This is a genomic window from Butyrivibrio sp. TB, assembly GCF_900110805.1.
GTDB classification, from domain to species: domain Bacteria; phylum Bacillota; class Clostridia; order Lachnospirales; family Lachnospiraceae; genus Butyrivibrio; species Butyrivibrio fibrisolvens_C.
On the sequence record NZ_FOER01000003.1, the window covers coordinates 118,053 to 143,177 of the forward strand.

25 protein-coding genes and 1 pseudogene are annotated in these 25,125 nt (G+C 40.2%); 3 read left to right on the forward strand and 23 right to left on the reverse strand.

What is annotated here, in order from left to right:
• Positions 1 to 10: 10 nt before the first annotated feature.
• The 22 genes and pseudogenes from BMX21_RS02895 to BMX21_RS03005 all read right to left on the reverse strand — a co-directional run bounded on the left by BMX21_RS02895 (position 11) and on the right by BMX21_RS03005 (position 19,587).
• Positions 11 to 2,347: a penicillin-binding transpeptidase domain-containing protein gene (locus BMX21_RS02895; protein WP_092041111.1), complete on the reverse strand. Its 2,337-nt coding sequence runs from the start codon at positions 2,345 to 2,347 to the stop codon at positions 11 to 13.
• Between the two features lie 120 nt (positions 2,348 to 2,467).
• On the reverse strand, positions 2,468 to 2,917 hold the full coding sequence (locus BMX21_RS02900; protein ID WP_022752668.1) for a hypothetical protein: 450 nt from the start codon (positions 2,915 to 2,917) through the stop codon (positions 2,468 to 2,470).
• A 41-nt stretch (positions 2,918 to 2,958) separates the two neighbouring features.
• Positions 2,959 to 3,912: a 16S rRNA (cytosine(1402)-N(4))-methyltransferase RsmH gene (gene rsmH, locus BMX21_RS02905; RefSeq protein ID WP_022752669.1), complete on the reverse strand. Its 954-nt coding sequence runs from the start codon at positions 3,910 to 3,912 to the stop codon at positions 2,959 to 2,961.
• A gap of 14 nt (positions 3,913 to 3,926) precedes the next feature.
• Entirely contained in the window at positions 3,927 to 4,364 is a 438-nt protein-coding gene (gene mraZ, locus BMX21_RS02910; protein WP_022752670.1) for a division/cell wall cluster transcriptional repressor MraZ, read from the reverse strand.
• Positions 4,365 to 5,029: 665 nt separating this feature from the next.
• A pseudogene (gene lgt / locus BMX21_RS02915) lies at positions 5,030 to 5,866 on the reverse strand (prolipoprotein diacylglyceryl transferase); the annotation flags it as partial.
• 139 nt (positions 5,867 to 6,005) lie between these two features.
• Entirely contained in the window at positions 6,006 to 7,103 is a 1,098-nt protein-coding gene (ychF, locus tag BMX21_RS02920) for a redox-regulated ATPase YchF (protein WP_092041114.1), read from the reverse strand.
• Positions 7,104 to 7,298: 195 nt separating this feature from the next.
• Entirely contained in the window at positions 7,299 to 8,333 is a 1,035-nt protein-coding gene (locus BMX21_RS02925; RefSeq protein ID WP_242952857.1) for an ATP-binding protein, read from the reverse strand.
• A complete protein-coding gene (locus BMX21_RS20005; protein WP_143057197.1) occupies positions 8,293 to 8,526 on the reverse strand; it encodes an AlbA family DNA-binding domain-containing protein in 234 nt (77 codons plus the stop codon). The genes BMX21_RS02925 and BMX21_RS20005 overlap by 41 nt, the downstream gene beginning before the upstream one ends.
• A 166-nt stretch (positions 8,527 to 8,692) precedes the next feature.
• Positions 8,693 to 9,814, reverse strand: a complete 1,122-nt coding sequence (locus BMX21_RS02935) for an ankyrin repeat domain-containing protein (RefSeq protein ID WP_092041117.1) — start codon at positions 9,812 to 9,814, stop codon at positions 8,693 to 8,695.
• 299 nt (positions 9,815 to 10,113) lie between these two features.
• Positions 10,114 to 10,569: a hypothetical protein gene (locus BMX21_RS02940; RefSeq protein ID WP_143057198.1), complete on the reverse strand. Its 456-nt coding sequence runs from the start codon at positions 10,567 to 10,569 to the stop codon at positions 10,114 to 10,116.
• A gap of 6 nt (positions 10,570 to 10,575) precedes the next feature.
• On the reverse strand, positions 10,576 to 10,842 hold the full coding sequence (locus tag BMX21_RS02945; RefSeq protein ID WP_330390138.1) for an NUDIX hydrolase: 267 nt from the start codon (positions 10,840 to 10,842) through the stop codon (positions 10,576 to 10,578).
• A gap of 128 nt (positions 10,843 to 10,970) precedes the next feature.
• On the reverse strand, positions 10,971 to 11,384 hold the full coding sequence (gene tnpA / locus BMX21_RS02950) for an IS200/IS605 family transposase (RefSeq protein ID WP_092041123.1): 414 nt from the start codon (positions 11,382 to 11,384) through the stop codon (positions 10,971 to 10,973).
• A 138-nt stretch (positions 11,385 to 11,522) separates the two neighbouring features.
• Positions 11,523 to 11,837: a hypothetical protein gene (locus BMX21_RS02955; RefSeq protein WP_092041126.1), complete on the reverse strand. Its 315-nt coding sequence runs from the start codon at positions 11,835 to 11,837 to the stop codon at positions 11,523 to 11,525.
• 384 nt (positions 11,838 to 12,221) lie between these two features.
• Positions 12,222 to 13,034, reverse strand: coding sequence for a hypothetical protein (locus BMX21_RS02965; protein ID WP_092041129.1), 813 nt, complete (start codon positions 13,032 to 13,034; stop codon positions 12,222 to 12,224).
• 41 nt (positions 13,035 to 13,075) lie between these two features.
• Positions 13,076 to 13,684, reverse strand: a complete 609-nt coding sequence (locus tag BMX21_RS02970; protein WP_092041133.1) for a hypothetical protein — start codon at positions 13,682 to 13,684, stop codon at positions 13,076 to 13,078.
• 29 nt (positions 13,685 to 13,713) lie between these two features.
• Positions 13,714 to 14,550, reverse strand: a complete 837-nt coding sequence (locus tag BMX21_RS02975) for a polysaccharide deacetylase family protein (protein ID WP_092041136.1) — start codon at positions 14,548 to 14,550, stop codon at positions 13,714 to 13,716.
• A gap of 48 nt (positions 14,551 to 14,598) precedes the next feature.
• Positions 14,599 to 16,032: a sensor histidine kinase gene (locus tag BMX21_RS02980; RefSeq protein WP_092041139.1), complete on the reverse strand. Its 1,434-nt coding sequence runs from the start codon at positions 16,030 to 16,032 to the stop codon at positions 14,599 to 14,601.
• Positions 16,020 to 16,682: a response regulator transcription factor gene (locus BMX21_RS02985; RefSeq protein ID WP_092041376.1), complete on the reverse strand. Its 663-nt coding sequence runs from the start codon at positions 16,680 to 16,682 to the stop codon at positions 16,020 to 16,022. The genes BMX21_RS02980 and BMX21_RS02985 overlap by 13 nt, the downstream gene beginning before the upstream one ends.
• Before the next feature lie 36 nt (positions 16,683 to 16,718).
• Positions 16,719 to 17,462, reverse strand: a complete 744-nt coding sequence (locus BMX21_RS02990) for a lantibiotic immunity ABC transporter MutG family permease subunit (protein WP_092041143.1) — start codon at positions 17,460 to 17,462, stop codon at positions 16,719 to 16,721.
• A gap of 2 nt (positions 17,463 to 17,464) precedes the next feature.
• Entirely contained in the window at positions 17,465 to 18,196 is a 732-nt protein-coding gene (locus BMX21_RS02995; protein ID WP_092041146.1) for a lantibiotic immunity ABC transporter MutE/EpiE family permease subunit, read from the reverse strand.
• A 50-nt stretch (positions 18,197 to 18,246) separates the two neighbouring features.
• Positions 18,247 to 18,957, reverse strand: a complete 711-nt coding sequence (locus tag BMX21_RS03000) for a lantibiotic protection ABC transporter ATP-binding protein (RefSeq protein ID WP_022758770.1) — start codon at positions 18,955 to 18,957, stop codon at positions 18,247 to 18,249.
• A gap of 255 nt (positions 18,958 to 19,212) precedes the next feature.
• The gene (locus BMX21_RS03005; RefSeq protein ID WP_092041149.1) at positions 19,213 to 19,587 is read right to left on the reverse strand and encodes a heavy-metal-associated domain-containing protein; all 375 of its coding nucleotides are present in this window, start codon (positions 19,585 to 19,587) and stop codon (positions 19,213 to 19,215) included.
• A gap of 401 nt (positions 19,588 to 19,988) precedes the next feature.
• Between BMX21_RS03005 and BMX21_RS03010 the strand changes: the two genes are divergently transcribed.
• Both BMX21_RS03010 and BMX21_RS03015 read left to right on the forward strand, forming a co-directional pair.
• Positions 19,989 to 21,182 (forward strand): AAA family ATPase, encoded by a 1,194-nt coding sequence (locus tag BMX21_RS03010; protein WP_092041152.1) that lies wholly within the window; start codon positions 19,989 to 19,991, stop codon positions 21,180 to 21,182.
• Positions 21,175 to 21,864: an RloB family protein gene (locus BMX21_RS03015; protein ID WP_242952858.1), complete on the forward strand. Its 690-nt coding sequence runs from the start codon at positions 21,175 to 21,177 to the stop codon at positions 21,862 to 21,864. Before BMX21_RS03010 ends, BMX21_RS03015 begins: the two co-directional genes overlap by 8 nt.
• A gap of 165 nt (positions 21,865 to 22,029) precedes the next feature.
• Here BMX21_RS03015 and BMX21_RS03020 read toward each other — a convergent pair whose 3' ends face one another.
• Entirely contained in the window at positions 22,030 to 22,374 is a 345-nt protein-coding gene (locus BMX21_RS03020; RefSeq protein ID WP_092041158.1) for a hypothetical protein, read from the reverse strand.
• A 544-nt stretch (positions 22,375 to 22,918) separates the two neighbouring features.
• Between BMX21_RS03020 and BMX21_RS03025 the strand changes: the two genes are divergently transcribed.
• Positions 22,919 to 25,057: an endo-1,4-beta-xylanase gene (locus BMX21_RS03025; RefSeq protein WP_092041162.1), complete on the forward strand. Its 2,139-nt coding sequence runs from the start codon at positions 22,919 to 22,921 to the stop codon at positions 25,055 to 25,057.
• The last annotated feature ends 68 nt before the right edge of the window (positions 25,058 to 25,125 follow it).

Here is a 25,125-nt window from a genome sequence, read left to right on the forward strand (position 1 = left end):
TACTATATGATCACGGTCCGTCGCCTTCTGCCGGTGTATTGGCTGTTGTATCAGGAAGAGATGACTCTCCGCCTCCAACAACATCACCTGTTTCAGGATCGATAAGTTCACCTGTATTCGGGTCAATATAATACCCCGTCTCAGGGTCAACGTCAAATGTCTCCCAGATTCTAGTGCTTCCTTCTTCAGAAGCATCGCTACTGCCATCACCTGCTTCGCCGTCCTCTTGTGTATCAGTACCGTCTTGCGCAGTTCCATCATCCATAGGCACGCCCTCTGAGCCAATCTGTGATTCATCAAGATCGTCCACATTGGTATCGCCTGACTGGCCTGATGCATTGCCATCTTCTATAGAGTCATAAGTAGCTGTGTCATCCTGACTTTGTACTGAATAGCCGCTTAAATTAAGAGCATCAAGCTCGGCCTGCTCCTCTTCTGTCACAGGTTCTGTCATAGGATAGTGAAGATACGGAAGAACCTCAGTAAGGACCTTCCTTACAATTCTTGTTGCAAACTTAGCATCAGCCTGAAACTGAGCATTAGGCCTGTCTACAACTACATAGATAGCTATCTCCGGGTCATCTGCAGGAGCATATCCCATAAAAGATACTACATAATTGGTCTTATCTCGCGGGATAGTCTCGGCTGTACCTGTCTTACCGCCTATCATATATCCGGCCGGTCTTGCAGTCTTACCTGTACCTTCCTCACCCGCAACAACCAGATTACAGTAACTGACTATCTTGTCAGAGACTGTCTCTGAAATCGTCTGTCTTATGATCCTGGGTTCTATAGTCTTAACTGTAGCTCCGCTAGGAGATACAATCTTACTTACAAAGTGAGGCTGATAATAATATCCGCCATTTATAAGAGAAGCAAATCCGGCTATAGTCTCAATCATAGTGACGTTAAAGCCCTGACCGAATGTACCTGTAGCAAGTTCTGTCGGTCCCATGGTATCTGCTGTATATACAAGTCCTGCAGTTCTGGCTTCACCAGCAAGATCGACATTGGTCTTAAGTCCAAAACCAAACGTATGCTGATATCCTGCAAAAGTTGCAGAGCCCAAACTCTGACCTATCTGCATGAGCGCTACGTTACAGGAGATCTCAATAGATCTTCCTACAGAAACCTGACCGTCGCCATATCTGTTATGACATCTGATATCATGACCGCCTATCTCAAGGCTTCCGTTGCACTGATATACTTCATTGCCTGTTATGCTTCCATTGTCAAGAGCAGCCGCAACTGTAAACGGTTTAAATACAGATCCGGGCTCATAGGTATTTGATATACAGAAGTTTCTCCAAAGCGCATTGTAATTGGCAAGAAGAAGTTCACTTGACATATTGGCAAGGTTGGTCTCATTGATATAACCACCTGTCTCAGATTCAAGATCCACTTTGTTGCCAAGCTCATCTACCATTCTCATGCCAAGGAGTTTGGAAGAATCTCTGGTATTGTTAAGGTCAAAATTCGGATAGCTTGCCATAGCAAGAATCTCTCCCGAGTTAACATCCATAACAATGCAGCCAACATTCTCCGCAGCATTACCTTCATGATAAGAATCTTTATAAGTATCATTGAACTCCTGAAGGTACTTCTCAACTATACTCTGGATATTACCATCTATAGTAGTAACTATACTATTTCCATCTACAGCAGCTATAGTAGTACGCTCAAGGGTACTCTCTTCATCCAGATATCCGTACTCACGGCCATAGGTTCCGTTGAGTTCATCATTGTAATACTCTTCAAGACCGTATTGTCCCTGATTGTCTTTGGTGGTAAAACCGACTATGTCACAGGCAAGTGACCCATTGGGATAATATCTTATATAAGAATCCTCAAACCATACTCCCTGAATATTGGCATTGTAATCTCCGCTTCCCGGAGTCATATAAGCCTGAAAAGGTGCTATCTGATCATACTGAAGTTCTTTAGCGATTATGTAGTATGCAGAACTTGGGTTATTGCTTATGTAAGTTCTAAGTGTCGATTCATCTATATAGTCACCAAACTGAGCTACTATGGCTTTGATCGTTGGTTCTACCGCATCCTTTTTTTCTAATAATACTCTTGTATCTAAGATGACATTATAGACTTTCTGGCTCATGGCAAGAACTGTGCCATTCTTGTCAAGTATCTCGCCTCTTCTGTAAGGAAGCGTCACAGAGTCATATTCCTGCTGCGACAGGACTTGTTTCTCATAATCAGCTCCGTTATTTCTTGTTATAGATACAAGCCTAGCTGATAATATCGCGAATATCAGCATCATGCATACAAACATGACCCTAAGTTTTTTCTTCATGCGCCAGGTAAAGCGCTGTTCTTTCTTATCTTTCATTGTGTCCCCAAATACTTTTTATAGACTTAGCCTCATGTCACGAGCAAATAATCCTATGAAAAACGCCGGCCAAACTGTTCATCTGCCCGGCGTTCCAAAGAACTATTTTATCATAAAATCTTATTTCTGAGGGATTGCTTCATTCTGCCTTACATAGTCGTCTCCACCCTCATCAGAGTAGGTTACGATCTGATTCTCATCAGCGTATGTCATGCCATACTCTTCCATAGCTATACGCTTGATCTCATCAAGGTCAACATTGCTGCTGGCTTTGTTGTACTTCTCATCATTCTCCTGTCTTAGCTCATTGAGCTGACTTTCAAGTGCAGAGATAGTATTGGCACTGTTGGTTATCTGCATCCTAAGTGATACATAGCCTGTAGCAACGATAGCCACAAAAGCCATAGCTACACACAGAAAGATCATATAGCCAAAAGACATGTGCTTCCTGCGTCTTGCCTTGCCGCCCTTTACTTCACGGAATCTCTCGTCTTGCTGTTTCTGCCTTCTGCGAACAGTATTGCCATCTGCATATTCTGCATTGTACTCATATCTGTATCTCTCGTTCATAATAGTGCCTCCTTCGAAGGTGTGCCCTTAGGATGACCATGTTATTTCTCGTCTACTGTGACTGCTTTTTCAAAGACTCTAAGCTTTGCACTTGCAGATCTTGTATTATTATCGAGTTCTTCCTGACTAGGAAGAATAGGTTTCCTTGTTATTACTTTGCCTTTAGATTTCTTGCCGCACACACATACCGGGAACTCAGGCGGACATGTGCATGGATTTTCATTGTTCTTGAAGTTGACCTTGGTGATCCTGTCTTCAAGAGAATGGAAGGTTATAACACAGAATCTTCCACCGGGATTGAGAAAATCGATCATCCCGTCCAGTGAGTTCTGAAGAACATCAAGTTCTCTGTTGCAGGCTATCCTTATAGCCTGGAAGGTACGCTTACTGGGATTCCCTCCCTTAGTACGCATCTTGGCAGGGATTGACTCATGTACTATCCTGTCAAGCTCGCCAGTTGTCTCTATCTCCTTCTTCTGTCTCTCGATGCAGATATGCTTAGCAATATTGCGTGCAAACTTATCCTCACCATAGTCTCTTATGATGTGATATATCTCACTCTCTGGCCACTCATTGATGATCTCTTTGGCCGAAAGTGTCTGCCTTCTATCCATACGCATATCAAGGGGAGCATCGTACTTGTAACTAAATCCCCTGTCTGCAGCATCAAGCTGATAAGATGAAACTCCAAGATCTATAAGAATACCATCTACACCTGTAACACCAAGCTCTTTGAGCCTAGCTACAGCATTTTCATAATTGTCTCTAATAATTGTGACTCTGTCTTTGAAAGGTTCAAGACGCATGGTCGCAGCTTTAATGGCATCCTCATCCTGATCTATTCCGTAAAGATGTCCGCCGGCAGTCAACTTCTCAGCAATATGAGAAGAATGTCCTGCTCCTCCAAGTGTCCCGTCCAGATAGATACCATCCGGTTTAATATTCAGATTATCGATTACTTCATTAAGAAGTACGGATGTATGCTTAAATTCCAAGCGTTGCCTCCATTTTAGAAATCAAGACCCATATTACCCATTTCTTCAGCAACATCTTCTATGTCATCGAAGGAGTTGTTCTCCTCCCACTTGCTGCTACTCCAGATCTCTGCATGATTGCCAACACCTACAATCACTGCATCTGCTTCTTTTTGCATACCTGCAAAATCAAGAAGGTTGGCAGGAAGCAAGATACGTCCCTGCTTGTCAAATTCGGTAACCAGCGCTCCGCCGAGGAAGAATCTCTGGAGCTTACGGCTCTTGCTGTTAGATGAAGGTAGCGATTGCAGTTTCATGGTAAATGCTTCCCAGCTGTCTTCCGGATACAGCAAAAGACACCCATCAAGTCCCTTGGTGACCGCAAACTGTTCGCCCAGTTCATCGCGGATCTTGGAAGGAATGATGAGACGCCCTTTAGCATCAATTGAATGGCTGTATTCACCAGTTAACATCAGCACTCACCTAAGCGTCTATTACTTTCTTTCAAAACTACATCTGTGGTCTTATACAAAATATTTATATCTTCATTTTCTATATCGGAAAAGATTCACCACTTTTTAATACTTTTCCACCACTTTTCTCCACCTGCCACCATTTTATTACATTTTTTTAGGCTTTTCAATAAAAATATGGCGTGGTGGAAAGTGGAGTGATATTCCAAAATGGTTTAAAGGCAGATAAAAACTAGGGCTTGGCTGATTAATTTTTTTTAACAAAAAAATAAAGGCTCCATTTTACAGGAACCTTTACTTTATAAGTCCATCTAACATTTTACTTAGAATCTCTTTTTCTTCACCACTGAGTCTTTGAATTTTCTGATTCAGCTGATCTTCTATTGACTGATCTTTGGATACTTCGTATTTGTATGTATAGTGCTTGTTGCTTATCAGGCTTTATCTTACTTAGTTTCAGTATCGTCTTCAGTATTATCTTCTGGCTTTTCTTCAAGCTTTTCTTCAAGCTTTTCTTCAAGCTTTTCTTCAAGCTTTTCTTCAGCTTCGTTTTCTTCCTCGTCCTTACCTTCGGTATCTTCTTTGTTTTCAGCCTCAGCTTCCATATCAAGTCTTACGTTCTCGTTTATGACTTCATCTGAAGGAAGGATAACATATGAATTCTTCTTCATATAGATCCTGACTGCAATATCTGTGATAAGCGCAAATGCAAACAGCGTAAAGCCCAGAAGCTGCGATACCGGGATACTGGTACCAGGCAGATGTAGCTGATCTGTACGTAGAGACTCTATAAGCCCTCTTCCAAATCCGTATCCTCCAAGATACAGAAGAGCAACTTCACCGTGGAATTTCTTATGCTTTATATACAGAAGCATCAATGTCAATATGAGAACATTCCATAAGCTTTCATACAAAAATGTAGGATGAACCTGAATGTAATTAGTAGCAGTACTCATGTGAGCCTGCATCTTGTCTGTAATCTCGATAGATCTCACCATAGATACGGGAAGTCTCATTGCAAAAAGAGAATCTGTATAATCTCCAAATGCCTCACGATTAGTAAAGTTGCCCCATCTGCCGATGATCTGGCCCATGATAACGCCAAAGATACCGGTATCTGCCATAAGGCGGTAACTCTTATGTTTAACCTTAACATATACCGCAAGTGTTATAAAGCCAACTATAACTCCGCCATATATCGCCAGACCGCCGTTCCTTATATTGAGTATCTCAATAGGATCATTTTTGTAATAATCCCAAGCAAATATTACATAGTAAAGCCTTGCTCCCATTATTGAAAAGATAAGCAGGTATATAGCAAGATCCCAGTACCAGTCAGGATTCTGGCCTGTCTTCTTAGCTATATGTGCAGCAAGTGATACCCCGCACAACACGCCTATACCAATAATAAGACCATACATAGCAATCCTAAAACCAAATACTGTAAAACTCTTAGGAACATATTTAAGGTAGATCCCAAGATGTGGAAAAGCAATGGACATATCATCCATAATATTAGGCATAAATCCCCCTCCGTCACTTAAACTGATGACTTACAATTAATTAATCACTTCATCTGTCTAATTAAAAATAGCCGGGCTTAGCTGCTACGCCTTACCCAGCCTATATATCATATGTATATTATACATTGAAACGGAAAAGAATTACATCGCCGTCCTGAACGACATACTCTTTACCTTCCATGCGAACAAGGCCCTTTTCACGAGCGTTAGAAAGAGATCCTTCATTGAGAAGATCCTGATAATTGATAACCTCTGCCTTGATGAAGCCTCTCTCAAAGTCAGTATGAATCTTACCTGCTGCCTGAGGAGCCTTAGTGCCAACCTTGATAGTCCAGGCTCTGCACTCATCTTCACCTGCAGTAAGGAAGCTCATAAGACCAAGAGTTCTATAGCTTGCTTCGATGAGCTTATCAAGACCTGACTTAGTAAGACCAAGATCAGCGAGGAATTCTTTTTTCTCATCCTCATCAAGCTCTGCAATCTCAGACTCGATCTGAGCGCTTATCACGAATACTTCGCTGTTATTGCCTGCTGCCCACTCTCTTACTGCCTGAACATACTTATTAGAAGCGCCATCATCTGCAAGGTCTTCATCCTTAACATTAGCTGCAAAAATAACCGGCTTGGATGTAAGAAGATCATAAGTATTAAGAAGAGCCTGCTCATCCTCATTAAGATCTTCCATATCCTTAACAAGCTTGTTGTCTTCAAGTGTGGCCTTGATCTTGTTCAGAAGGTCAAGTTCCTTGGCAGCTTCCTTGTCCATACGAGCTGTCTTGGTAGTCTTGGCAATCCTTCTCTCAAGTACCTCAAGATCTGCAAAAATAAGCTCAAGATTGATAGTCTCTATATCTCTAACAGGATCTACAGATCCGTCAACGTGAACTACATTGGTATCTTCAAAGCATCTAACAACGTGAACAATAGCATCACACTCACGGATATTGGCAAGGAACTGGTTACCAAGACCTTCGCCCTTAGATGCACCCTTTACAAGACCGGCAATATCAACGAATTCGATTGTTGCAGGTGTAACCTTCTTAGTATTATATAACTCGCCGAGCTTCTTGATCCTCTCATCCGGAACTGCAACAACGCCTACGTTAGGGTCAATTGTTGCAAATGGGTAGTTTGCTGCAAGCGCTCCTGCGTTTGTAAGTGAGTTGAAAAGTGTTGACTTACCTACGTTTGGTAAACCTACAATGCCTAGTTTCATTTTCTATGTATCTCCTTCTAAAAATGCTTTATTTAAGCCATTTGTTATCTCAGCTTATTGTACCGAGTACCACGCCGGGCACCATTTATCTATTATGACATAAAAATAGTCCTGACACAGCGAATATATATTACCATGTCAGGACGGATTTGTAAAAACGTGTAGTGACAACTTTCGTACACCACCAGCCATGCGTTATTCCTCAATAATTCTCCAATAACCACCCTTGGTTTTACCAACTCTATCGATGAAACCATTTTGCCTTAAATATGATATATTGTTATCAATAGCAGTAGTGCTTATGCCTATTTTCTCCGCCAATTCATGCTTTGTAATATATGGATTCTGCTCAATTTCCAGTAATATTGTCTGCCTTCTGGGATTTAATATGGGTCTATCCACATCGGAATTACCAACTTTTTTACCAACCTTTTTACCAACTTCATTAAGCCTGTTAAACGGAATCGTAACCACAATTGAATTTTCTCTAAAGGTAATAGCATCCTTGCCATATGTGTCAATAATGGTAGGAACTCCTCTTCCAGACTTTTCACTTATATGCAGTTGCAAGAATATCTCCGATAATTTCTCATTAACCGGAACAGACTCACCAAGATAAAACCCTTCCATTGTCTGTGCCGGTGCCAACGTCCCTCTGGATAATATTTCGATTCTATCAGAATAAACTGAAATCATCGGTTCATTTCCGGACGCCCAATAATTATGAAGTACTGCATTAATAATAGCCTCGCGAAATGCTTTGTTATCAAACAAAGGTACTTCTTTGCGTTCAACGACTCTGTCTGTTTCATCCGCTTGTATAATATTCAAAACATCTCCATACTGGAGCAAGCTATCCAGCGAATAAAGAATACAATTATTGCCAAATTCACGAACAGAAAACAAAGGCGCACTCTTCGTTTTTCCCTCAAATATTGAAACCCTGAGCGGTATATGAGAATTATCTGATAGAAGCTGGGCAAGCATATTATACTCACCGTCTTTATTTCTAAGTTTTAAGTTTTTCTCAAACGTTTCTTCTTTAAGAACTATCCCTTTTGAGCCATAATATCCAAACAGTTTGTTAAAGGTTAAGTCCTGATATTTTGCCGGAATAGTCTCTATAGTTTCTATACGCCCATCCAAAATTTTAAAAAGCTGGATCTCACGTTTTGGATATTTCTTTATATTATTTTTTTGAAGAGCCAATTCTGATAAAACGAGTTTCACGGAATGATGTGGATATTTCCGTTGCCGGTGGAATAAGTAATGCAACTACTCTTTTACCGTTGATTTCTACCTCTTCAAAAGAAAAATTAATACTTGGAGAAAGATTTCTAGCCAAGTAATTTTGATACGGTTCTTTGTTATAGTCACAGTACTGATTAAAATATGTGCCATTTTTTTGCCATTCATGTGCCATTTAAAACCAATTCCACAAAGATATTCAGTTGTTGGTCTTCTGCTCTATCCATCTTCTGCTTCTTTTTTGCCATAATTATTGCTTCTATGATCAGAAAAACTAGCTTAATCAAGAGATATCATGTTTAAGCCTCATTTCTATATTCAATAGTCACTTTTTGAAGCATTTATCTCTTATATGAGGCCCGTCCAAGCGGAATTGGATTACTGTTAAGGCTAACCCACTTTACAGCCATTTCTTCTAAAAGCTCAACAGGCTCTTCGCTGCAGCAGCCTTTACTACTATCTATTTCAAGTGCGGCAGCTTTTACCTTTTCAATATCTGCATTTTCCAGAGGTGTTCCCATATTAAAGTATTTTTCTAGAGCTTTTAGCATCTTACTATAATTGCTATCCCAGTTTATACCGCCGTTTCTATAGGTTTCATCAGCTACTCTTCCGGTGACTCTGATCACTTCACCCTGAACGTTTTTGCATTTTCCTGCTCCGGGTACAAGATAATCCCAGAGTTCATCATGAATTTTTCCGATTGGAAGGGACATATCGACAATTATCGGTGATACGCCGTCATGCTTAATGATGGGCTTTGGCGGTTCAACCTCAAACATCTCATAGAACCTGTTCATTTCAGCATCACTATCCTCAAAAGAATATTCGGGATAATTGGCTCTTGCGAGTTCATGCTGCTCGCCCTTCTTACGAATATATTCTCTGGCCATCTCCCATTCTTCTGCAGGAATCTCTTCTTTTCCACCACATGCATCTATCAGAAGCTTTGCAACTTCTGAGTTATCTCTTCCGCCGGGTTCCATGCGTCTAATCATGTAAAGAAGCGGAGTTAAATTGTCATATACTGGGCGGTTATGATGTTTTGGATCAGCTCCGTTATCAAGGAGAAGCTTTACTATAGCAGCATCTCCCATATCTGCAGCGGCAAATAATGGCGTTTTCCCCTCATAATTTGTAGCTTCCACATCTGCTCCATGCTCAATCAAAAACTTGCATATATCATAATTGCGCATGCCGGCATGGTTATAAAGCGGTGTTCCATATGTATTGGGGGCATTGACATCTGCACCACGTTCCACCAACCACTCTACGATTTCAAGTGGAAGCGAAGTCTGATGCAGAGCTGTATACTTATAGCTGCCGGCATATGTTGCATCCAGTTCGCACTCTGATAAAATTGCCTTACATCTATCTATTTCTTCGGGCGTCCATGGTTTATTAGATTTTCCATAACATAAATCTGTAAATTCATCAGGTATTTTCTTTTTTAGCGTTGACATATCCACGTTCCCTTTCTATTTCCAACATTTTCAAGCTGTTCTTTCCGATGATACCATTCTATCGGGCACGCATCTTCCATTGTACTATCAGTCCTGCAAAATAGAAACGCCTAACTTCTCGGAATAATGGACCTAGGGGACGGGGTTTGTGGTCCATTATATAGTAGACTATTTATCGTAGTAAAATATTTCAAAGCCGGTGGAAATGGTACTGCTGAATTTGTCAGCCGTGCAATTGCTGAATATGTAAAATAAGCTGGCATGAGGCGTCGAAGTGCCTCCTGTTCTTATATTGGTTCTTATATTGGTTCTCCTATCGAGTTATCTCCTGTGATTCGTTCTCCTAGATGATTTGCCCATCTCTCTGGATATGCAGAAAAGTAAGATATCTTCTCAGCATCACGTTTTCTCACAAAAACCGGTAGAAAACTCCAAAGAATAGATGGTAGTCCAACAGCAATCAAATATAAAGGGCCAAATATTAATGACTGAATTGTGTGTCCATATTCATGCACCATTAGCATTTTAGAAAACGCTTTCTCGGAATAATTCTTTCTTTTTCCCTGATAATAAAAAAACGGATCATCCGATACAAAAAGAAACATTCCTAATGACAAGCTGGACTTGCTCTTCCATTCGGTAACAATTGAACCTTTATACGAATAATGCTTACATTCTCTGTTTAAAATAAAAACAAAAGCTCCCGCCAATGTCTGAGGTAATCCCCAAGTACATTGCAATAATCTGTAAAACATCTGCAATTAGCATTCCCCCTTAATGTATTTACGGACTATCTCCAGTCCGCCCATAGGAACGCAGAACTTCTCATCCCTTGGTGGCTGGCATGCCTGATACACGTCATCCAGGTTGAACCACTCTACACTGTCCAGCTCTTCCTTTTGGATGGTAAGATTATCGATTCCTACCTCTTCGTCATAGACATAGACGAATGCGATTTCATTATCCTTGAAAGGCTTGCCATGGAATTCCTTTTCATACTGAATTGGAAATGTTCCTGCAAAATGCAAAGTTAGCGACCCCCATTTCAAATGGGGGTTTATTATTAAACCGCTCCGCGGTGTTAGTACTGGTTCCGCCAGAGGCGGTGCTTCGCAATACCATTTAGTACCAGTTGCCCCCTGAGGGGGCTTAGGACTTATCCTTCTATTCTGTCATTCTCTTCCTGCTCTCTAATGTAGTTTCTGATAGTTTCCTCATTCACATTTCCTACAGTGCTGACATAATATCCTCTTGCCCACAAATGCTTTTCTCCCCACTTTGCGTGAAGTTCTGGATGTCTGTCATAAAACATAAGCGCACTCTTGCCCTTGAGGTATGACATAAACTCTGAAACGCTCATTTTTGGTGGTATAGCCACATACATATGAATATGATCCTTACATACCTTGCCTTCTATAAGCTCAACATGTTTCATCTCACAAAGTTTCGGAATGATTTCCTGTAAATCTTTCTTATTTGTGCCATACAGCACTTTCTTCCTATACTTTGGTATAAATACCAGGTGATACGTGCAATTCCACCGCGTATGTTGTATACTCTGATTATCCAATTTGGATGCCTCCTTTGATTTTTGTTATGGATCGCGAAACCCAAAACATTATATCATTGGAGGTTTTTCATTCTAAGACTCTACGCATCGCCACGGCTTTGCCGGTTCCCCCATCTCAGATGGGGGTTTGCTACGCTTTCAATCATTTTCTAAATATGTGGGAATATCAACATCGTTGTTGGTCACTCTATAGTCATCTCTGCAATTTCCTTTACATATGAAAGAAACCAGTTCTTCAGAAGCACTATCTAAAATCTTCATACCACCTATAGTTGGTTGTCCGTTTACAATAGAAGCTGCTCTTTCTCTTCGTGCCGTAATCCTTGCTTGTTTCTCAGCCTCTCTACGCTGTTTATCCGCAAGTTTCTTTTCTGCATCAATTTGCTTTTTAATATTCTTCTGAGCTTCCTTCTGGTATTTTTCTAAGGCTTTTTCTAACGAGCTCTTTGCCATATTTTATTCTCCGCGTTATTCCAGAATCTGTTTAAGTAATTCCGTCGATGATTCTTCCATAGGATTATTAGCACCGAGTTCACCACGAAAAGCTTTTGCAAGGATGGATTTCTTCATAACATCTATTTCTTCTATGATGAATACAGAAGCTTTCCTGAACGTCTCAGTCCTGTTATTATCTTTATATCAGGAGTATCCTTTAATCGAATGAGTCTATCCAAATAATCTTTTCTTTCAATAATCTTCATATAGATCCCGCTTTCAAAACTTTAATTTTTTACTACTTTTGAAAACATTGTATTATATCCTTGTCAAACTAGTTTAGATTCTCCGGAAGATTGCTTTTCTTGAAAATCTGTGTGTTCGCTCTCGCTTTTCTCACTTTTATCTCTTCTTTCGCTTTTTAGCTAATAAAATCTCAAACTCCTCTAAATACTTTTGGAACCGCTCATCATCTTTACCAGCTTCGCACATTCGTTTACGTTTACATAATTTGTAATACTCTCTACAGCCGTTTTTATCCTTTACACCCATTTTCACATATGGTTTTGTAATGGAACCTTTGATAGTAACTGGAAATTGGGCTAGTAACTCCGCCAATTCTTCCATGGTAAATTGCGTGGGGTTAATATCTAATTCATCAATATTCCCCTTTGACAGGCATGCAAAATCTTTGTCCTTAACAGCTTTACCCCACCATTCAAAGTGAGTGATGTTTGTATTTATGATTGGCTTAAGAGAATTTACTGTCATACCAGGTGTAACAGCATCACCCAGCTGGAAATTTATAAGATTAACAGAAGTCTCAATTTTACTTATATCATGTAATTTACAAAAATCATATATAGCCAACCCTATCAGATTAGTATTGCCTGACATGTCCCATAAGTCAGTTGCTCGCTGATTAAAAAAATAATTGATATAATTGACATTCTTCAACTGTCCTAAGCATGACAAATCTTCTACGTTTTTATTCTTCCAAAAAGAAATAGCCTCAAATTGATTTCCATACATAGAAGCAAAATACTCAAAAGTATCTTGTTTAAGTCCAGAGATAATGACAGACTTTGCTTTCGGATACTTTCGGATTTCATCAATCTGTTCAAAAGAAATAATGCCGCCATCAACTTCTTTTTGACAATGATTAATATCGAAACTTTCCAAGTTATGACTTGTGAAATTTGTTATATTTATCATGGCATTACCCACATATGTACATCAAACGTACTTATTCGCATTCAATCTACATCTTCATACCATACGCATCTGACTGCGTATATCCTGTTTCCATAATCTTTAAGTTTTGTGAAACCATCTTTTAACGGATCCATGCAGATATATTCGCCTTCTACCGCTCCTATGATCAAAACAAAGTGATGATAACTAAAAATAGTGTTTCGATGAACCTTTACTATTGGATAATAGCCTTGTGCCAGGCATTCATCGATAGCATTAACGTCTGGCTTATCATAAACCTTGGTATTAAAGCCGGGAATCTCATCCAATTTGCCCCATTGCAGATTTCCATCTTGATCAAATACTCCGTTATCAGATAACAGGGTTGCAACTTGTCCTGGATTAAGAGGATTGCCACTTCTTGATATAGCTGTTGCTATACATGTGGTTATACAACCTGATGATTCCATGGTGAATTCTGATTCTCCAAGATGCAGATCTTTCCATTTTGGATCATCCTGTCTGTAGCTGACTAGTTCTCCATCAACATCATACGCTGTCTGGCATTGTACATTTACACCGCCACGATTCTTGATAAGCTGAGAAACACTCACCAGTCCAATAACAATTACTGTTGCAATAATTAGTATTTTTTTAGTATTACTCTTCATTACTATTTCCTTTTGGGTCTATTATTACATCAGATTTCCACAATCTCGCCCGCTTTTACATGAACATCCTTATCGCCATATGTGAACCAAACGTCTATAGCCGAAGGATTCTTACACATTGTCATATCTGTATTAAAAATGAGTTCTGAAAATGCCTTGCAGTAATCATATACTTCGATATTAGTTGCATACCAGATATCGTCTCTGCCTGATACGTATTCGCAGAACTTCTCGATTACGTCCCAGTTGTCTTTCTCTTCAAACTCATAGCTGTGTCCCCAGAGATAGAAAAGCATTGGAGACCAGCTGCCCTTAGTTTCAACAAAGCGCTTTGCAAGCTCCATAAGCTGAGGATCAGCGTGGTGGCATGTTGCAGGGAGTCTGAGCCAGTCTGTTGGAATGCGGAAGTCATGTGTTGAATTTACAGTTCTTGCGTAGCATATGCCGCAGTTTTTAAGGATCTGCACGCTTGCATCATCGTAGGCTCCGTATGGATAAGCGAATCCTCTTACGAATGTTCCGAATACTTCCTCGAGTTCTTTACGATCTCTTGAAATCTCATCTGTAGCAATATTAGAAGGAAGGCCTACGAGCGCTGCATGTGTATAGGCATGAGCTGCGATCTCCCAGCTGCTCTTACTATATACTTCCTTGAGTTTACTAAGGGACATTCTTCTATGAATAGTTCCGGGTTCATATGTTGTGCCCTCTTTGGCAAAAGCGCCGCTGTTTAAGTTAAAGGTACCCTTAATGCCATATTTATTAGTGATCTCTACAAGTCTTTCGTCCTGTTCTACGCCGTCGTCGTAGCTTAAAGTAAGCGCCTTTGGAAGGCCGCCCGGGAATCTCATTATCATGTTAGCCATTGTCATTTTCTCCTATCAAAAATATATGCTTCCTCTTCAGTTTCATGCTCAGACCGTAAAGTAGATACGAACCTTACCTCCACCAGTCTCCTTAGAATTAGCAAGAACAATCTCGCCGCCGTGCTCCTTAGCAGCTTTCTTTGCAAAGAATAGTCCGATACCATAATGAGAACCGCCTGTTCTACTGGAATCATCCATAAAAAACTGCTCTGTGCCATGGGCAAGAGCTTCAGGTGTGAAGCCGCTTCCGGAATCCTCAACAGTGAAGGCAAGTTCTAAGCCATTGTAAGTTGCTATAATATTTATTATACCGCCCTTAGGCGTATGCTCAGCAGCATTTCTCACAGCATTCATGACAGCCCTGACAACGTGATCATACACGACGCTGATAATGACCTCGCTATTTTCATCATCCGGCACCGCCTGCACATTTGCATCTTTTACAGGTGTATATTCTTCCTTCCAGTTAATCTGAAGCTGATAAACTTCTGAAAGCCCCATAGTCTGCTTTTTGATATCAGCCAGAATCTCAGAAACCTTCACATTGACAGGTGCCTGCTCGATACCCTCCTGAGATTTCGTAACTTCTATGAGGGTCTGCACATAGTTCTGAATCTGAAGGGCACTTCCCGAAATATAGTCCGCATAGTTCTTCTGCTCATCCGTAAGTTCTGTCTCTAATAAAAGCTCGGAATTGCCGCGAACTACTGTAAGGGGAGTCTTGATATCGTGAGCAAGAGCTGACATCTGCCTGCTCTTTTCCTGCTCAGTCTCCCACTGCTTCTGAAGCGAAGTCTTAAGCGCATATCGCATATCATCCAATGCCACCAGGCATTCATCAATCTCCCTCACACCTGAATAATTGATCTTAAAATCCAGGTTTCTGTCGCCGATCTGCTCTAAGGCTCCTCTCATGGGAGTCATCTTCTTTCGGATTACCGATCCGAATCTCTTTGCAAAAATCTGCATGATTCCGATACAGCCAAAAAGAATGAAAAATAACATAAGATTTTCAGGTTTTGGCAGATGTTCATTCATCCACATGGATCTATACTGAGACTTAAGGCTGTACTGCAAGACAACATATTCATCAGTACGGAGAATAACTCTATAGAATTTACCATCACTATAATTCTTATTCGATAATACCTTCCATGCAGTTTCTACATCCTTTTCACTAAGATCACCTGCGAGAACTTCTCCATCCTCTGAAAAAACCACATAATGGCATACGTCAGGAATCAGATCAGCTGTCACTTCACTTGCTGTTTCAATCTGTTCACAAACTTCATCTATTCTATATTCCGCGTAGTTGGCCGGGTAGATTACACCGATATTCATAAGCATATCAAATGCAAAATAAAATACGGCAGCCCATATGATGAGTGCAAATCCCATTAAAAAAGTATAGGCCTCAAACATGCTTCCAAGCCCCAGCATCCCCCTCTTATTCCTTTTATCCTTGCTCTTTACTCTTCCCATTTATATCCAATCCCCCAAACTGTCTTAATCGGCATATATTCGTAGCGCGAGAGCTTCGTTCTTATATTTTTGATGTGCGTGATTATCGTACTATCACTACTCTCACTGTCGTACCCCAGTACCTTTTCCAATATCTGTTCCTTGGAAAAAATCTGGCCGCGGTTCTTAGCCAAAAACTCGCATATGTCATACTCAGCTTTTGTGAGGTTTACTTCCTTATCATCAATCATCATCTTTCGTGATTCAAGCATAAAGCAGATCCTGCCAAGTGATAGTCTTGCCACGTGCTCACGCTTTTCTCTTCTAAGGTGCGCTCCGATCCTTGCACGAAGCTCCATAACTCCGAAGGGCTTGCAGATATAATCATCTGCACCAAGGGCAAGTCCGTTTACAAGACTTCCCTCATCCGTCTTAGCTGTGATAAATATAATCGGACAATCAACTACATTCCTTATCTTTGAACAAAGTTCAAAGCCGTCAATTCCGGGCATCATCACGTCCAGTAATATCAGGTCGAAGCGTGATAGCTTATCCATCTTTAGTTTCGTAGGATCATCAATTTTTGTAACTGTGTGAGAGTCCTTAACAAGAACATTTCCAATCATGTTTAGAATGGCTTTTTCGTCGTCAACTGCAAGTATGTTTGCCATATTCTTCATCCTTTTTGTATAAATATTTGGAGCCATTTATTCAGAAATCTTACTACCTTCGTAGTTTGCAGCAAAAACATAATATCCGGCAAAGCATGCAATGACAACTATCAGGTAAATCGGTGCCTGTGACTTAATCTGAGAAAGCGCCGATCTATCAGCAAGCTCGTATACAAGGTATGCATCAGGCATTTTAGTTGCCCATGAAAACGGCACGACCTTCCATACATACATACCTAGACCTGTAAGAAAAAGTGCACTGATAAGTCCTGAGAGCAGTCCTGCACCTATCGCAAAAGCTTTTCCAAAAACAAATGCAAAAATCTCAAATATCAGATAAAGCGGAATCGCGGAAAGCCACATCACAAGAGAAGCTATAACAAACACTCCCATTGAAGCGCTGCTCTGCCCGTGAATCATATTAAAGCCGGATCCGAATAAAACTGCTGTGAATAACAAAGCAAATAGACCAAGTAAAAGTAATGCTACTACCTTTGAAAAAAGTGCTGCAGTCTTACTTCTCAAAGTAAGAAGATTCTGGAACGCTCCAGCATTTTGCTCCTGATCCATTGTACTTGCAACGAAGATTCCAATCAATACAGGAAATGCAGATCCAAGAGCCTGATAAAAAGCAGTTATCTTATCTACCTCTTCCCATCCGGAACTAGCATAATAAGCAAGAAACACTGCGCTTACCAGTACCGGGATTATGATATGACTGATTGTCACGGGACTTCTTTTCATTTTATAAAACTCCGCACGAAGACATCTAGTAAACATTATTATTTGACCTCTCTTTTTTCAAACCAGTTAAGATACAGATAAGTTAAAACCACAAAGTGGGCCAGGGCGATGAGAATGCCGGGAAAGATTACAGTAGTGCTAAGAAGCGGATCTTCTGCCTGCGTTTTCAAGCCGTTTGGAAGTATATGAAGAAGCGGAGTAACAATTCTATTGGATATTGCAGATACAAATAAAAACCATTTTCCTGAAGGTGCCACACTTACTCCAAGCACAGTTATGAACAGGCAGGCTAAGAGTTCAACTACCATTCCGAATTTTTCACTAAGGAATAAGAACAGCGGTATCTGCCAAAGCACTGTGATAGTAAGAACGACAACTGTTACAGCTGCTCCAATAACCGGAACACTTGTTGTTAGAAAGGCGCCGCCCATGGTAGCTCCCGCAAAGAGCACTACATTTGATATAAGTACAAGGATTCCAAGATAGACTATTTTCCCAAGCATCAGTTTTCTTTTCTCCATAGGAAGAGTCTTGATGTTGTAGTATCCGTTTTTCTTTTCTCTCATTATGGAAAGGTAACTTACAATAGCGATCATTCCCGGAAGAAGAAGCACATACCACCAGTTCCATGCACTCTCTGCGTATGCGTTTGTCATTCCTGCTGTAAGCACAAACGCCATAACAAGTGTGATTATCGGGAATACAAATATGAGTTTACTGCTCATGGTCCTTTTTTGTTTTAAAAACTCTGCTTTTATTATGTTAGTCATTGATGTCGTCCTTTCAGTTAATCTATTAAGTGGTTGGAAGTTTACTCTCTTTATGCGATATTACTAAGATTACGATTTTTCTTAACAACCTCCATAAAAAGGTCTTCAAGATTCTGTCCGGGAAGAAGCTTTCCTTCATATCCGAGAACTCCATCTGAAATTATTCCAATGAAATCTGCACACATCTGAACCTCTGAAAGTATGTGGCTTGACAGAATCACTGTGATTCCCTGTTTTGGAAAAGATCTTATAAGTTCTCTAAGTTCTTCAATTCCGATAGGATCAAGTCCGTTTGTAGGCTCATCCAGAATAAGAAGCTTAGGATTTCCAAGAAGCGCAAGTGCTATACCGAGTCTTTGCTTCATTCCTAGTGAAAACTGACCAGCTTTCTTTTTGCCTGTGTTTGTAAGTGAAACTGTTTTTAAAACTTCATCGATACGACTCTTTGGAGTTCCCAGAAGAATTGCTCTTACTTCAAGATTCTCTCTTGCTGTAAGGTTTTCATAGATTGGAGGATTCTCGATCAGTGCTCCAATTTCTTCAAGTACTTCTCTGCTCCAAGGCTTTCCGTCATAGATGATCTCACCGGCTGTGGGCTTCATGATTCCAGTTATCATCTTAAGTGTTGTCGACTTTCCTGCACCATTCGGTCCAAGAAGACCGTACACACAGCACTTCGGTATATTCAGAGATACTTTATTTACAGCTTTCTGATCTTTAAATGTCTTACAAAGTTCGCTAGTTTTAAGCATCATTTCCATTGTATTTTCCTCTTCTTTTTCAATATATAAATTTGGTTTTTGCTATCACAGGCGTTTTTCAACCTGAAAAAAGAATACGAAGAAAAAATAAAGATTTGATGAAGATTATCAGGAAAAATAAAAAAAGCCCGAAAATATCAATGACAAAGTAGTCTTCTTAGTCATTGACATTCCCGGACGGGTTCTGCATCTTCTGAAAATACTGACCGGATATCCCCGGCACTGTCTTAAGAGGTAATGATATACTCTATACTCTTACTTCTTGCCATAACACTCTGTCACCTTGTAACCAAGATCCTCAATTTCCTTAGTAATAAGGCTATCATCCACATCTTTTTCATAACGGACAACAGCCTCTTTTTTACGCAGATTCACCTTAGCTGATACGCCGTCTATTCTGTTAATGGTGCGCTTAACTTTATTAGAACAGTTCTCGCAGTGCATCCCGTCTATCTTGAACACTTTAGTCCGGATTACAGGCCCAGAGAGTTTCTTATCAGGCTCTTTCTCAACTGATCCGCCGCCTCCGCAGCATCCTCCCTCCCCTTTAAAGTGACTTATACTACCCTTTAGTGCTATGAAAACAACTGCCGCAAGAATAGCTATGACAATTACATTAGAAAAAGACATTGATGTTCCTCCTGTGGATAATTAGTTACATTTATTAGACTGCAGCAAGTTAGCAATCCCTAACAATTATAACAGTTAATTCCCATTTTGAACAGCGCTGTAGGATCTAGGGCAGCAAGCTTTGACTTACTTATTGCGATATTTATACTTGACGACAAACGTAATAACCTTTGTAGGCTTCGTAGGAGCATAGGCTACGGGTATGAAAATTGAATATTTCGTTGTGTTTTTTACGCGTTTTTCACATTTTTATTGATTTAATATCTATAAAGTGTTATCCTTACCTTAGGATGAGGAGGTAAAAGTTTGAAAGTGTTCCACTTTCAAACCCAAATTGATGACGCGAGCTCCATCAATTTGAACCATTAGTCACTCGTTTCACTCGCGACATGAGGTTAATTATGATAGTCCAGTTTAGTATGAAAAATGTACTTTCCTTCAAGGATGAAGCCATTTTGGACCTTAGCTCAATCCCTGCCTATAAGGAGCATAGTTACAATCTAATAAATCTAAACAGCGGAGATAAGCTGCTTAGAGTTGCAGCAATCTATGGTGCAAATGCCAGCGGAAAATCAAATCTGTACCTTGGAATGCAGATGTTTCAAGACATTGTAATGAGTTCTATGAACACTGTTGGTGAAATCGAAGAAAGCGTTCTAAAAAAATGCTATGTACCATTTGCATTTGATGACGAAAACGAAACTTCTGAATTCCAGATTATTTTGTCAGACAATGAAGCAGAATATACTTATGGCTTTGAATATGATGGTACACAGATAGAAAGCGAATGGCTCTATAAACGAGATTTTAGCACAAACAGGCTCTCTACTTTCATAGAACGTGATAACCAGTCTGTTACCATTGGAGCATCAATTCGCCGCGAGTGTGATAAATATAAAGAACAGATTCCAAAAGAGTCACTCGCACTGACCTTTTTTAGCAAATTAACTCTTAAGACTCCTATTTTCCGAAAGGTCTTTGATGAAATCAGAAAAATGATGATTGTTGATACCAGTTTCTACGAGAATCGCCGTGTAATCAACAAGTATCTCCCTGAGATCATAGATAGTAACAAGAAAGATCTTTTAAGTTTTCTTTCGGCAATTGATACCGGCATCAAGGACATTTCTTATAAGACAGTAGATAACAAGATTGTATTCTATACTTTTCATATTGGAAAGGATAAGAAAAAACATCAGATCAACTTATTTAATGAATCTCAAGGTACTTTGAAAAGTATCATCATCTTTATTTTTGCATCTTCTGTAATTGCTAAGGATGGAGCAATGATCGTAGATGAACTAAATGTCAAGCTGCATCCGCTACTTTTGAAATTCATAGTAGACCTGTTCTATAACGTGGATTCCAAAGCACAGCTCATTTATACGACCCATGATACTACCCTTATGGACAAAAAATTCTTCAGACGTGATCAGATTTGGTTCGTACAAAAAGATGACTTTGGCTATTCTACACTTTCAGCGTTATCTGATTTCAAGGTACGCTCAGATGCATCCTTTGAGAAAGATTATCTTTCCGGAGTATATGGAGGAATCCCTATGCTCAAAGAATTCACTGTAAAGGCAGGTGAATGATTTGGGCAAGGATGATCTTTTCAAAAAACGCAGGGAAGCCCGTAAAAAACGAGACTATGCTTTTAGAACACCTAAAGCCAACTCTTTCCTTATAGTTACTGAAGGCAAATGCACTGAGCCAAATTATATAAATGGTCTCAAGGAAGAAATTATCGCAAAAATAGGCGGAACAGTTGACATTGTAGAAGTTCCTGAAATAGATATTCATGGCGAAGGCGCATCTACAGAAAAGCTCATTGAAATAACTGAACAATACGTCAGCAAGGCTAATATTATCTATCAGAATATATGGGTTGTTTTTGACAAGGATGATTTTCTTAATTTTGACAAAGCTATAGCCGAAGGAGAGGAAAAAGGATACTCGATAGCATGGAGCAACCAAAGTTTTGAATATTGGTTGTATCTGCATTTTCATTATAGTGATGCGGATCTTCACAGACATCAGTGGAATGCAAAGCTTGATGAACTCTTTAAATCGTATGGTTTAAACAAAAGCGGATACAGCAAGAACATCAAAAACCTGTATAGCTTACTTGATTCATTCGGCGGAGTAGATGCTGCTATCAGCAATGCAAAACGTAGGATGGCAGGATTTGATTCAGTAAAAGACAAACCATCATTATATGCACCAGGAACCAAGGTTCATCTACTTATTGAGCAGTTACGAAGGTATCTTGAATAGTTATTTATAAGATAATACAAAAGCAGGATCATCCTATATCACTGGAATTGATCCTGCTCCTATTTTTGTATTATAGACGACATCAATTCTTAAAAATCTAAAAATTATTACTAAATACAATGCGAGGTTTTCTCCTTCTTTATTCTCGAATTTATGCTCCCTATATTATCTTCCACTATACAGCTCATCTGTATCAGCTAATAGTGCGGCCTTGACTCTCTCCATCTCCATCACCAAACAATAATTATCGTACTCAAGCACCGCATCCTCAGCATATTTATATGCAAAAAGTATACTCTTCTTATCTGCAGATAGATTCCCCTTTGTGTTTATCACCCTATCGATCAGAGCCTTAATCTTATCACGGCTGTAAGTCTTACATTCAGCCACGGTCATGTCATCCCACTCCTGATCCAGATCTTTGAAGATATTTATAGGATAAGTGGAAAAATAGCAATCAATAACTTCTTCTTTATCTAATTCTTTCAAGACTTCCTGGATGGTTTTCACTTTCAGTTCCTCCGCATCAGGTAAAAAACCTCATTTTCGAAAAATTGTCACAGTTCAGCCCCAATGTCATTGAGCCTAAACTGCAACAATTAATCAATAATGATAAGTAATAGGCAAGAATTACATAGTACGCTATTTATTAATGTATTAAGATATACAAAGAGTCTTTATATATACAATATTCAAACTTCCCACTTGGATGGTGCAGTATCTCCAATGACTTTGCAGGGGAGGGCAGTATATAAATCATTGCCATGCATTTAATCGTTTTATTAACTTCATGAGCATGATAGCTAGAGTTTTTCATTCTGCCTGGGGTCCAACTGTCTGAGCGAAGCGAGTTTTGGACCCCAGAATGAAAAACGGCAGCTATCGTGCCATGAAGTTTAAAACGATTAACCGCATGGCAAAGATTTATATACTGTTCTCCCCTGCAAAGTCATTGGAGATGCTGCACCGTCCAAGTGGGAAGTTTGAATACAATAGATATATTCTACAATAGATATGTTTTTTACAATTATAGTGTCGTATTACGGAGGATATTATGAATCTCAAAACCGCCTATGAACCATATTTTAAGATTGGTGCTGCCATCTCCAGAGTCAATCTCCATACCAAGGCTCACATGGAGCTTCTTACAGATCAGTTCAACAGCTTCACTTGTGAGAATGATATGAAGCCCATGTACTACCTTGACAAGGATCTTAACAAGGCAGACCCTGACAAGTACAACCTTGAACCTGCCCTGACTTTTGAAAACGCCATCCCTTATCTTGAATTTGCCAAAGAACATGGCATAGCCATGCGCGGCCATACCCTTGTATGGCACAATCAGACTCCCAAGTGGTTCTTTTGCGAGAACTACAACGAGCATTTTCCGCTTGCAGATAGAGATACTATGCTGGCAAGACTTGAAAACTATATAAAAGGAGTACTTACTTTTGTTCAATCCAATTACCCAGGAGTTATCTATGTCTGGGACGTTGTCAACGAGATAGTTGACGAGGGAGATTTCAGGAAGTCACTATGGACCAGGACTGTTGGTAATGACTTTTTTATCAAAGCATTTGAATATGCAAGACGATACGTATCCGATGGTGTTGACCTTTTCTACAATGACTACGAGACAGCTCTTGACTGGAAGAGAGACTTCATCATAGCCAATGTTTTAAAACCCCTTATTGACCAAAAGCTTGTAGACGGAATGGGCATGCAGTCTCATCTTCTTATGGATCATCCAGATCTTGATGATTACAAGAAGGCTATAGAGAGCTACGGCGCTCTTGGTCTTAAGATCCATATAACTGAGCTTGATATGCACAATGCCGACCCGTCAGATGAGTCCATGCATAGGCTGGCTCTACGATACAGGGACTTCTTCAAGATCTACCTTGACGCTGTAAGATCAGGCAAGGCCAATATCACAAGTGTCACATTCTGGAATCTTAGAGATGAAGATAGCTGGCTTACCGGTTTTAGACGTGAGACAAGTTACCCTCTTTTGTTCAAAGGAAAGTGTGAAGCCAAGGAGGCTTATTATGCTGTGCTTAGCGCAGCACTTTCAGGTGACAGGGCGGATTCAACAGATGCCGCAAGCTCAAAGGATCCTATAGTTCCATATATATCAGGTGATATAGACAGATGGGCTCCTGACTATCCGGAAGCTGATTATGAGCTTCAAGGTATGCCTCAAAACGGGCCAAGGATGAGGATACAACGTGATAATATCTGGAAGGATGGCGAGTATACCTACGAAGCAGCTTACGGCTTTGTTCCCAATGTCTTTGCATATCTTCACCCTGATACTGATAAGCGTCCATGTATGCTGGTAGTCCCCGGAGGCGGCTATTGCATGTGCTGCTCTCATGAGGGCGAGCTTCCTGCAATGGAGTTCTACAAACGCGGAATGAATGTACTGGTTCTTAGCTATACAACTGATATTACCATGTCAGTTCCTCTTAAAAGACAGCCCCTTGAAGATATCTCAAGAGCTGTAAGATTTATAAGAAAAAATGCTGACAGATACTGCATAGACCCTGACAATCTCTATATCATGGGCTTTTCTGCAGGCGGCCACGTATGCGGAAGCCTTGCAGTTCATTTTGATGATGTCGAGGATATTGATCCTGAATACAACGAGATATCCAACAGACCTAATGGCGTCATCCTGTCCTATCCTGTTATCACTACAGGTGAGTTCACGCACAAGGAATCAGTCAAGGCTCTTCTTGGCGATGATCCTACTGATGAAGAGCTTGAGTACTTCTCTTTGGAAAAACAGGTTAAAGGTAACACACCACCTTGTTTTATCTGGCAGACTCAGGAAGATAGTCTTGTCCCTGTAGAGAACAGTTATCTCTTTGCCATGGCACTTCGCAGGCATAAGGTTCCTTTCGCCCACTATGTGTTCCCAAGAGGACCTCACGGCCTTACAATTGCCAATGATACTTTCTTCAAAGGCTGGTCCGGCGGGGATTATACTATGGAGCAGACCATGCGGGCAGCTTTCAGTGTCAAGGAAGGTAAGGGAGTCAACGTATCAGAAAAGCGCAAGAAGGAACTTATCGAACAGTTCTTCAGCGGCGATGAATTCCAGGAAAATGGAATCGATATGAGCCTTAAGGCCGATGTAGGCCTATGGTCAGATCTTGCATGGGCGTGGATATGTGGCGATAAAACATAAGTTCTTAATAATAAAAAAGGGCCGCCCCAGAGTGACAGATTGCTGTGATCTATCACTCTGGGCTTTGG

Excerpts from the sequence above, each read along its gene's own strand:
- BMX21_RS02975 (WP_092041136.1), bottom strand. The coding sequence starts at position 14,550 with ATGGCTAACATGATAATGAGATTCCCGGGCGGCCTTCCAAAGGCGCTT.
- BMX21_RS02995 (WP_092041146.1), bottom strand. The coding sequence starts at position 18,196 with ATGACTAACATAATAAAAGCAGAGTTTTTAAAACAAAAAAGGACCATG.
- BMX21_RS02990 (WP_092041143.1), bottom strand. The coding sequence starts at position 17,462 with ATGTTTACTAGATGTCTTCGTGCGGAGTTTTATAAAATGAAAAGAAGT.
- BMX21_RS03025 (WP_092041162.1), top strand. The coding sequence starts at position 22,919 with ATGAATCTCAAAACCGCCTATGAACCATATTTTAAGATTGGTGCTGCC.
- BMX21_RS02955 (WP_092041126.1), bottom strand. The coding sequence starts at position 11,837 with ATGGCAAAGAGCTCGTTAGAAAAAGCCTTAGAAAAATACCAGAAGGAA.
- ychF (WP_092041114.1), bottom strand. The coding sequence starts at position 7,103 with ATGAAACTAGGCATTGTAGGTTTACCAAACGTAGGTAAGTCAACACTT.
- BMX21_RS02895 (WP_092041111.1), bottom strand. The coding sequence starts at position 2,347 with ATGAAAGATAAGAAAGAACAGCGCTTTACCTGGCGCATGAAGAAAAAA.
- BMX21_RS03005 (WP_092041149.1), bottom strand. The coding sequence starts at position 19,587 with ATGTCTTTTTCTAATGTAATTGTCATAGCTATTCTTGCGGCAGTTGTT.
- BMX21_RS02970 (WP_092041133.1), bottom strand. The coding sequence starts at position 13,684 with ATGAAGAGTAATACTAAAAAAATACTAATTATTGCAACAGTAATTGTT.
- BMX21_RS02940 (WP_143057198.1), bottom strand. The coding sequence starts at position 10,569 with ATGTTTTACAGATTATTGCAATGTACTTGGGGATTACCTCAGACATTG.
- BMX21_RS02900 (WP_022752668.1), bottom strand. The coding sequence starts at position 2,917 with ATGAACGAGAGATACAGATATGAGTACAATGCAGAATATGCAGATGGC.
- BMX21_RS02985 (WP_092041376.1), bottom strand. The coding sequence starts at position 16,682 with ATGGCAAACATACTTGCAGTTGACGACGAAAAAGCCATTCTAAACATG.
- BMX21_RS02965 (WP_092041129.1), bottom strand. The coding sequence starts at position 13,034 with ATGATAAATATAACAAATTTCACAAGTCATAACTTGGAAAGTTTCGAT.
- BMX21_RS02935 (WP_092041117.1), bottom strand. The coding sequence starts at position 9,814 with ATGTCAACGCTAAAAAAGAAAATACCTGATGAATTTACAGATTTATGT.
- BMX21_RS03010 (WP_092041152.1), top strand. The coding sequence starts at position 19,989 with ATGATAGTCCAGTTTAGTATGAAAAATGTACTTTCCTTCAAGGATGAA.
- BMX21_RS20005 (WP_143057197.1), bottom strand. The coding sequence starts at position 8,526 with ATGGCACATGAATGGCAAAAAAATGGCACATATTTTAATCAGTACTGT.
- BMX21_RS02980 (WP_092041139.1), bottom strand. The coding sequence starts at position 16,032 with ATGGGAAGAGTAAAGAGCAAGGATAAAAGGAATAAGAGGGGGATGCTG.
- mraZ (WP_022752670.1), bottom strand. The coding sequence starts at position 4,364 with ATGTTAACTGGTGAATACAGCCATTCAATTGATGCTAAAGGGCGTCTC.
- BMX21_RS03000 (WP_022758770.1), bottom strand. The coding sequence starts at position 18,957 with ATGGAAATGATGCTTAAAACTAGCGAACTTTGTAAGACATTTAAAGAT.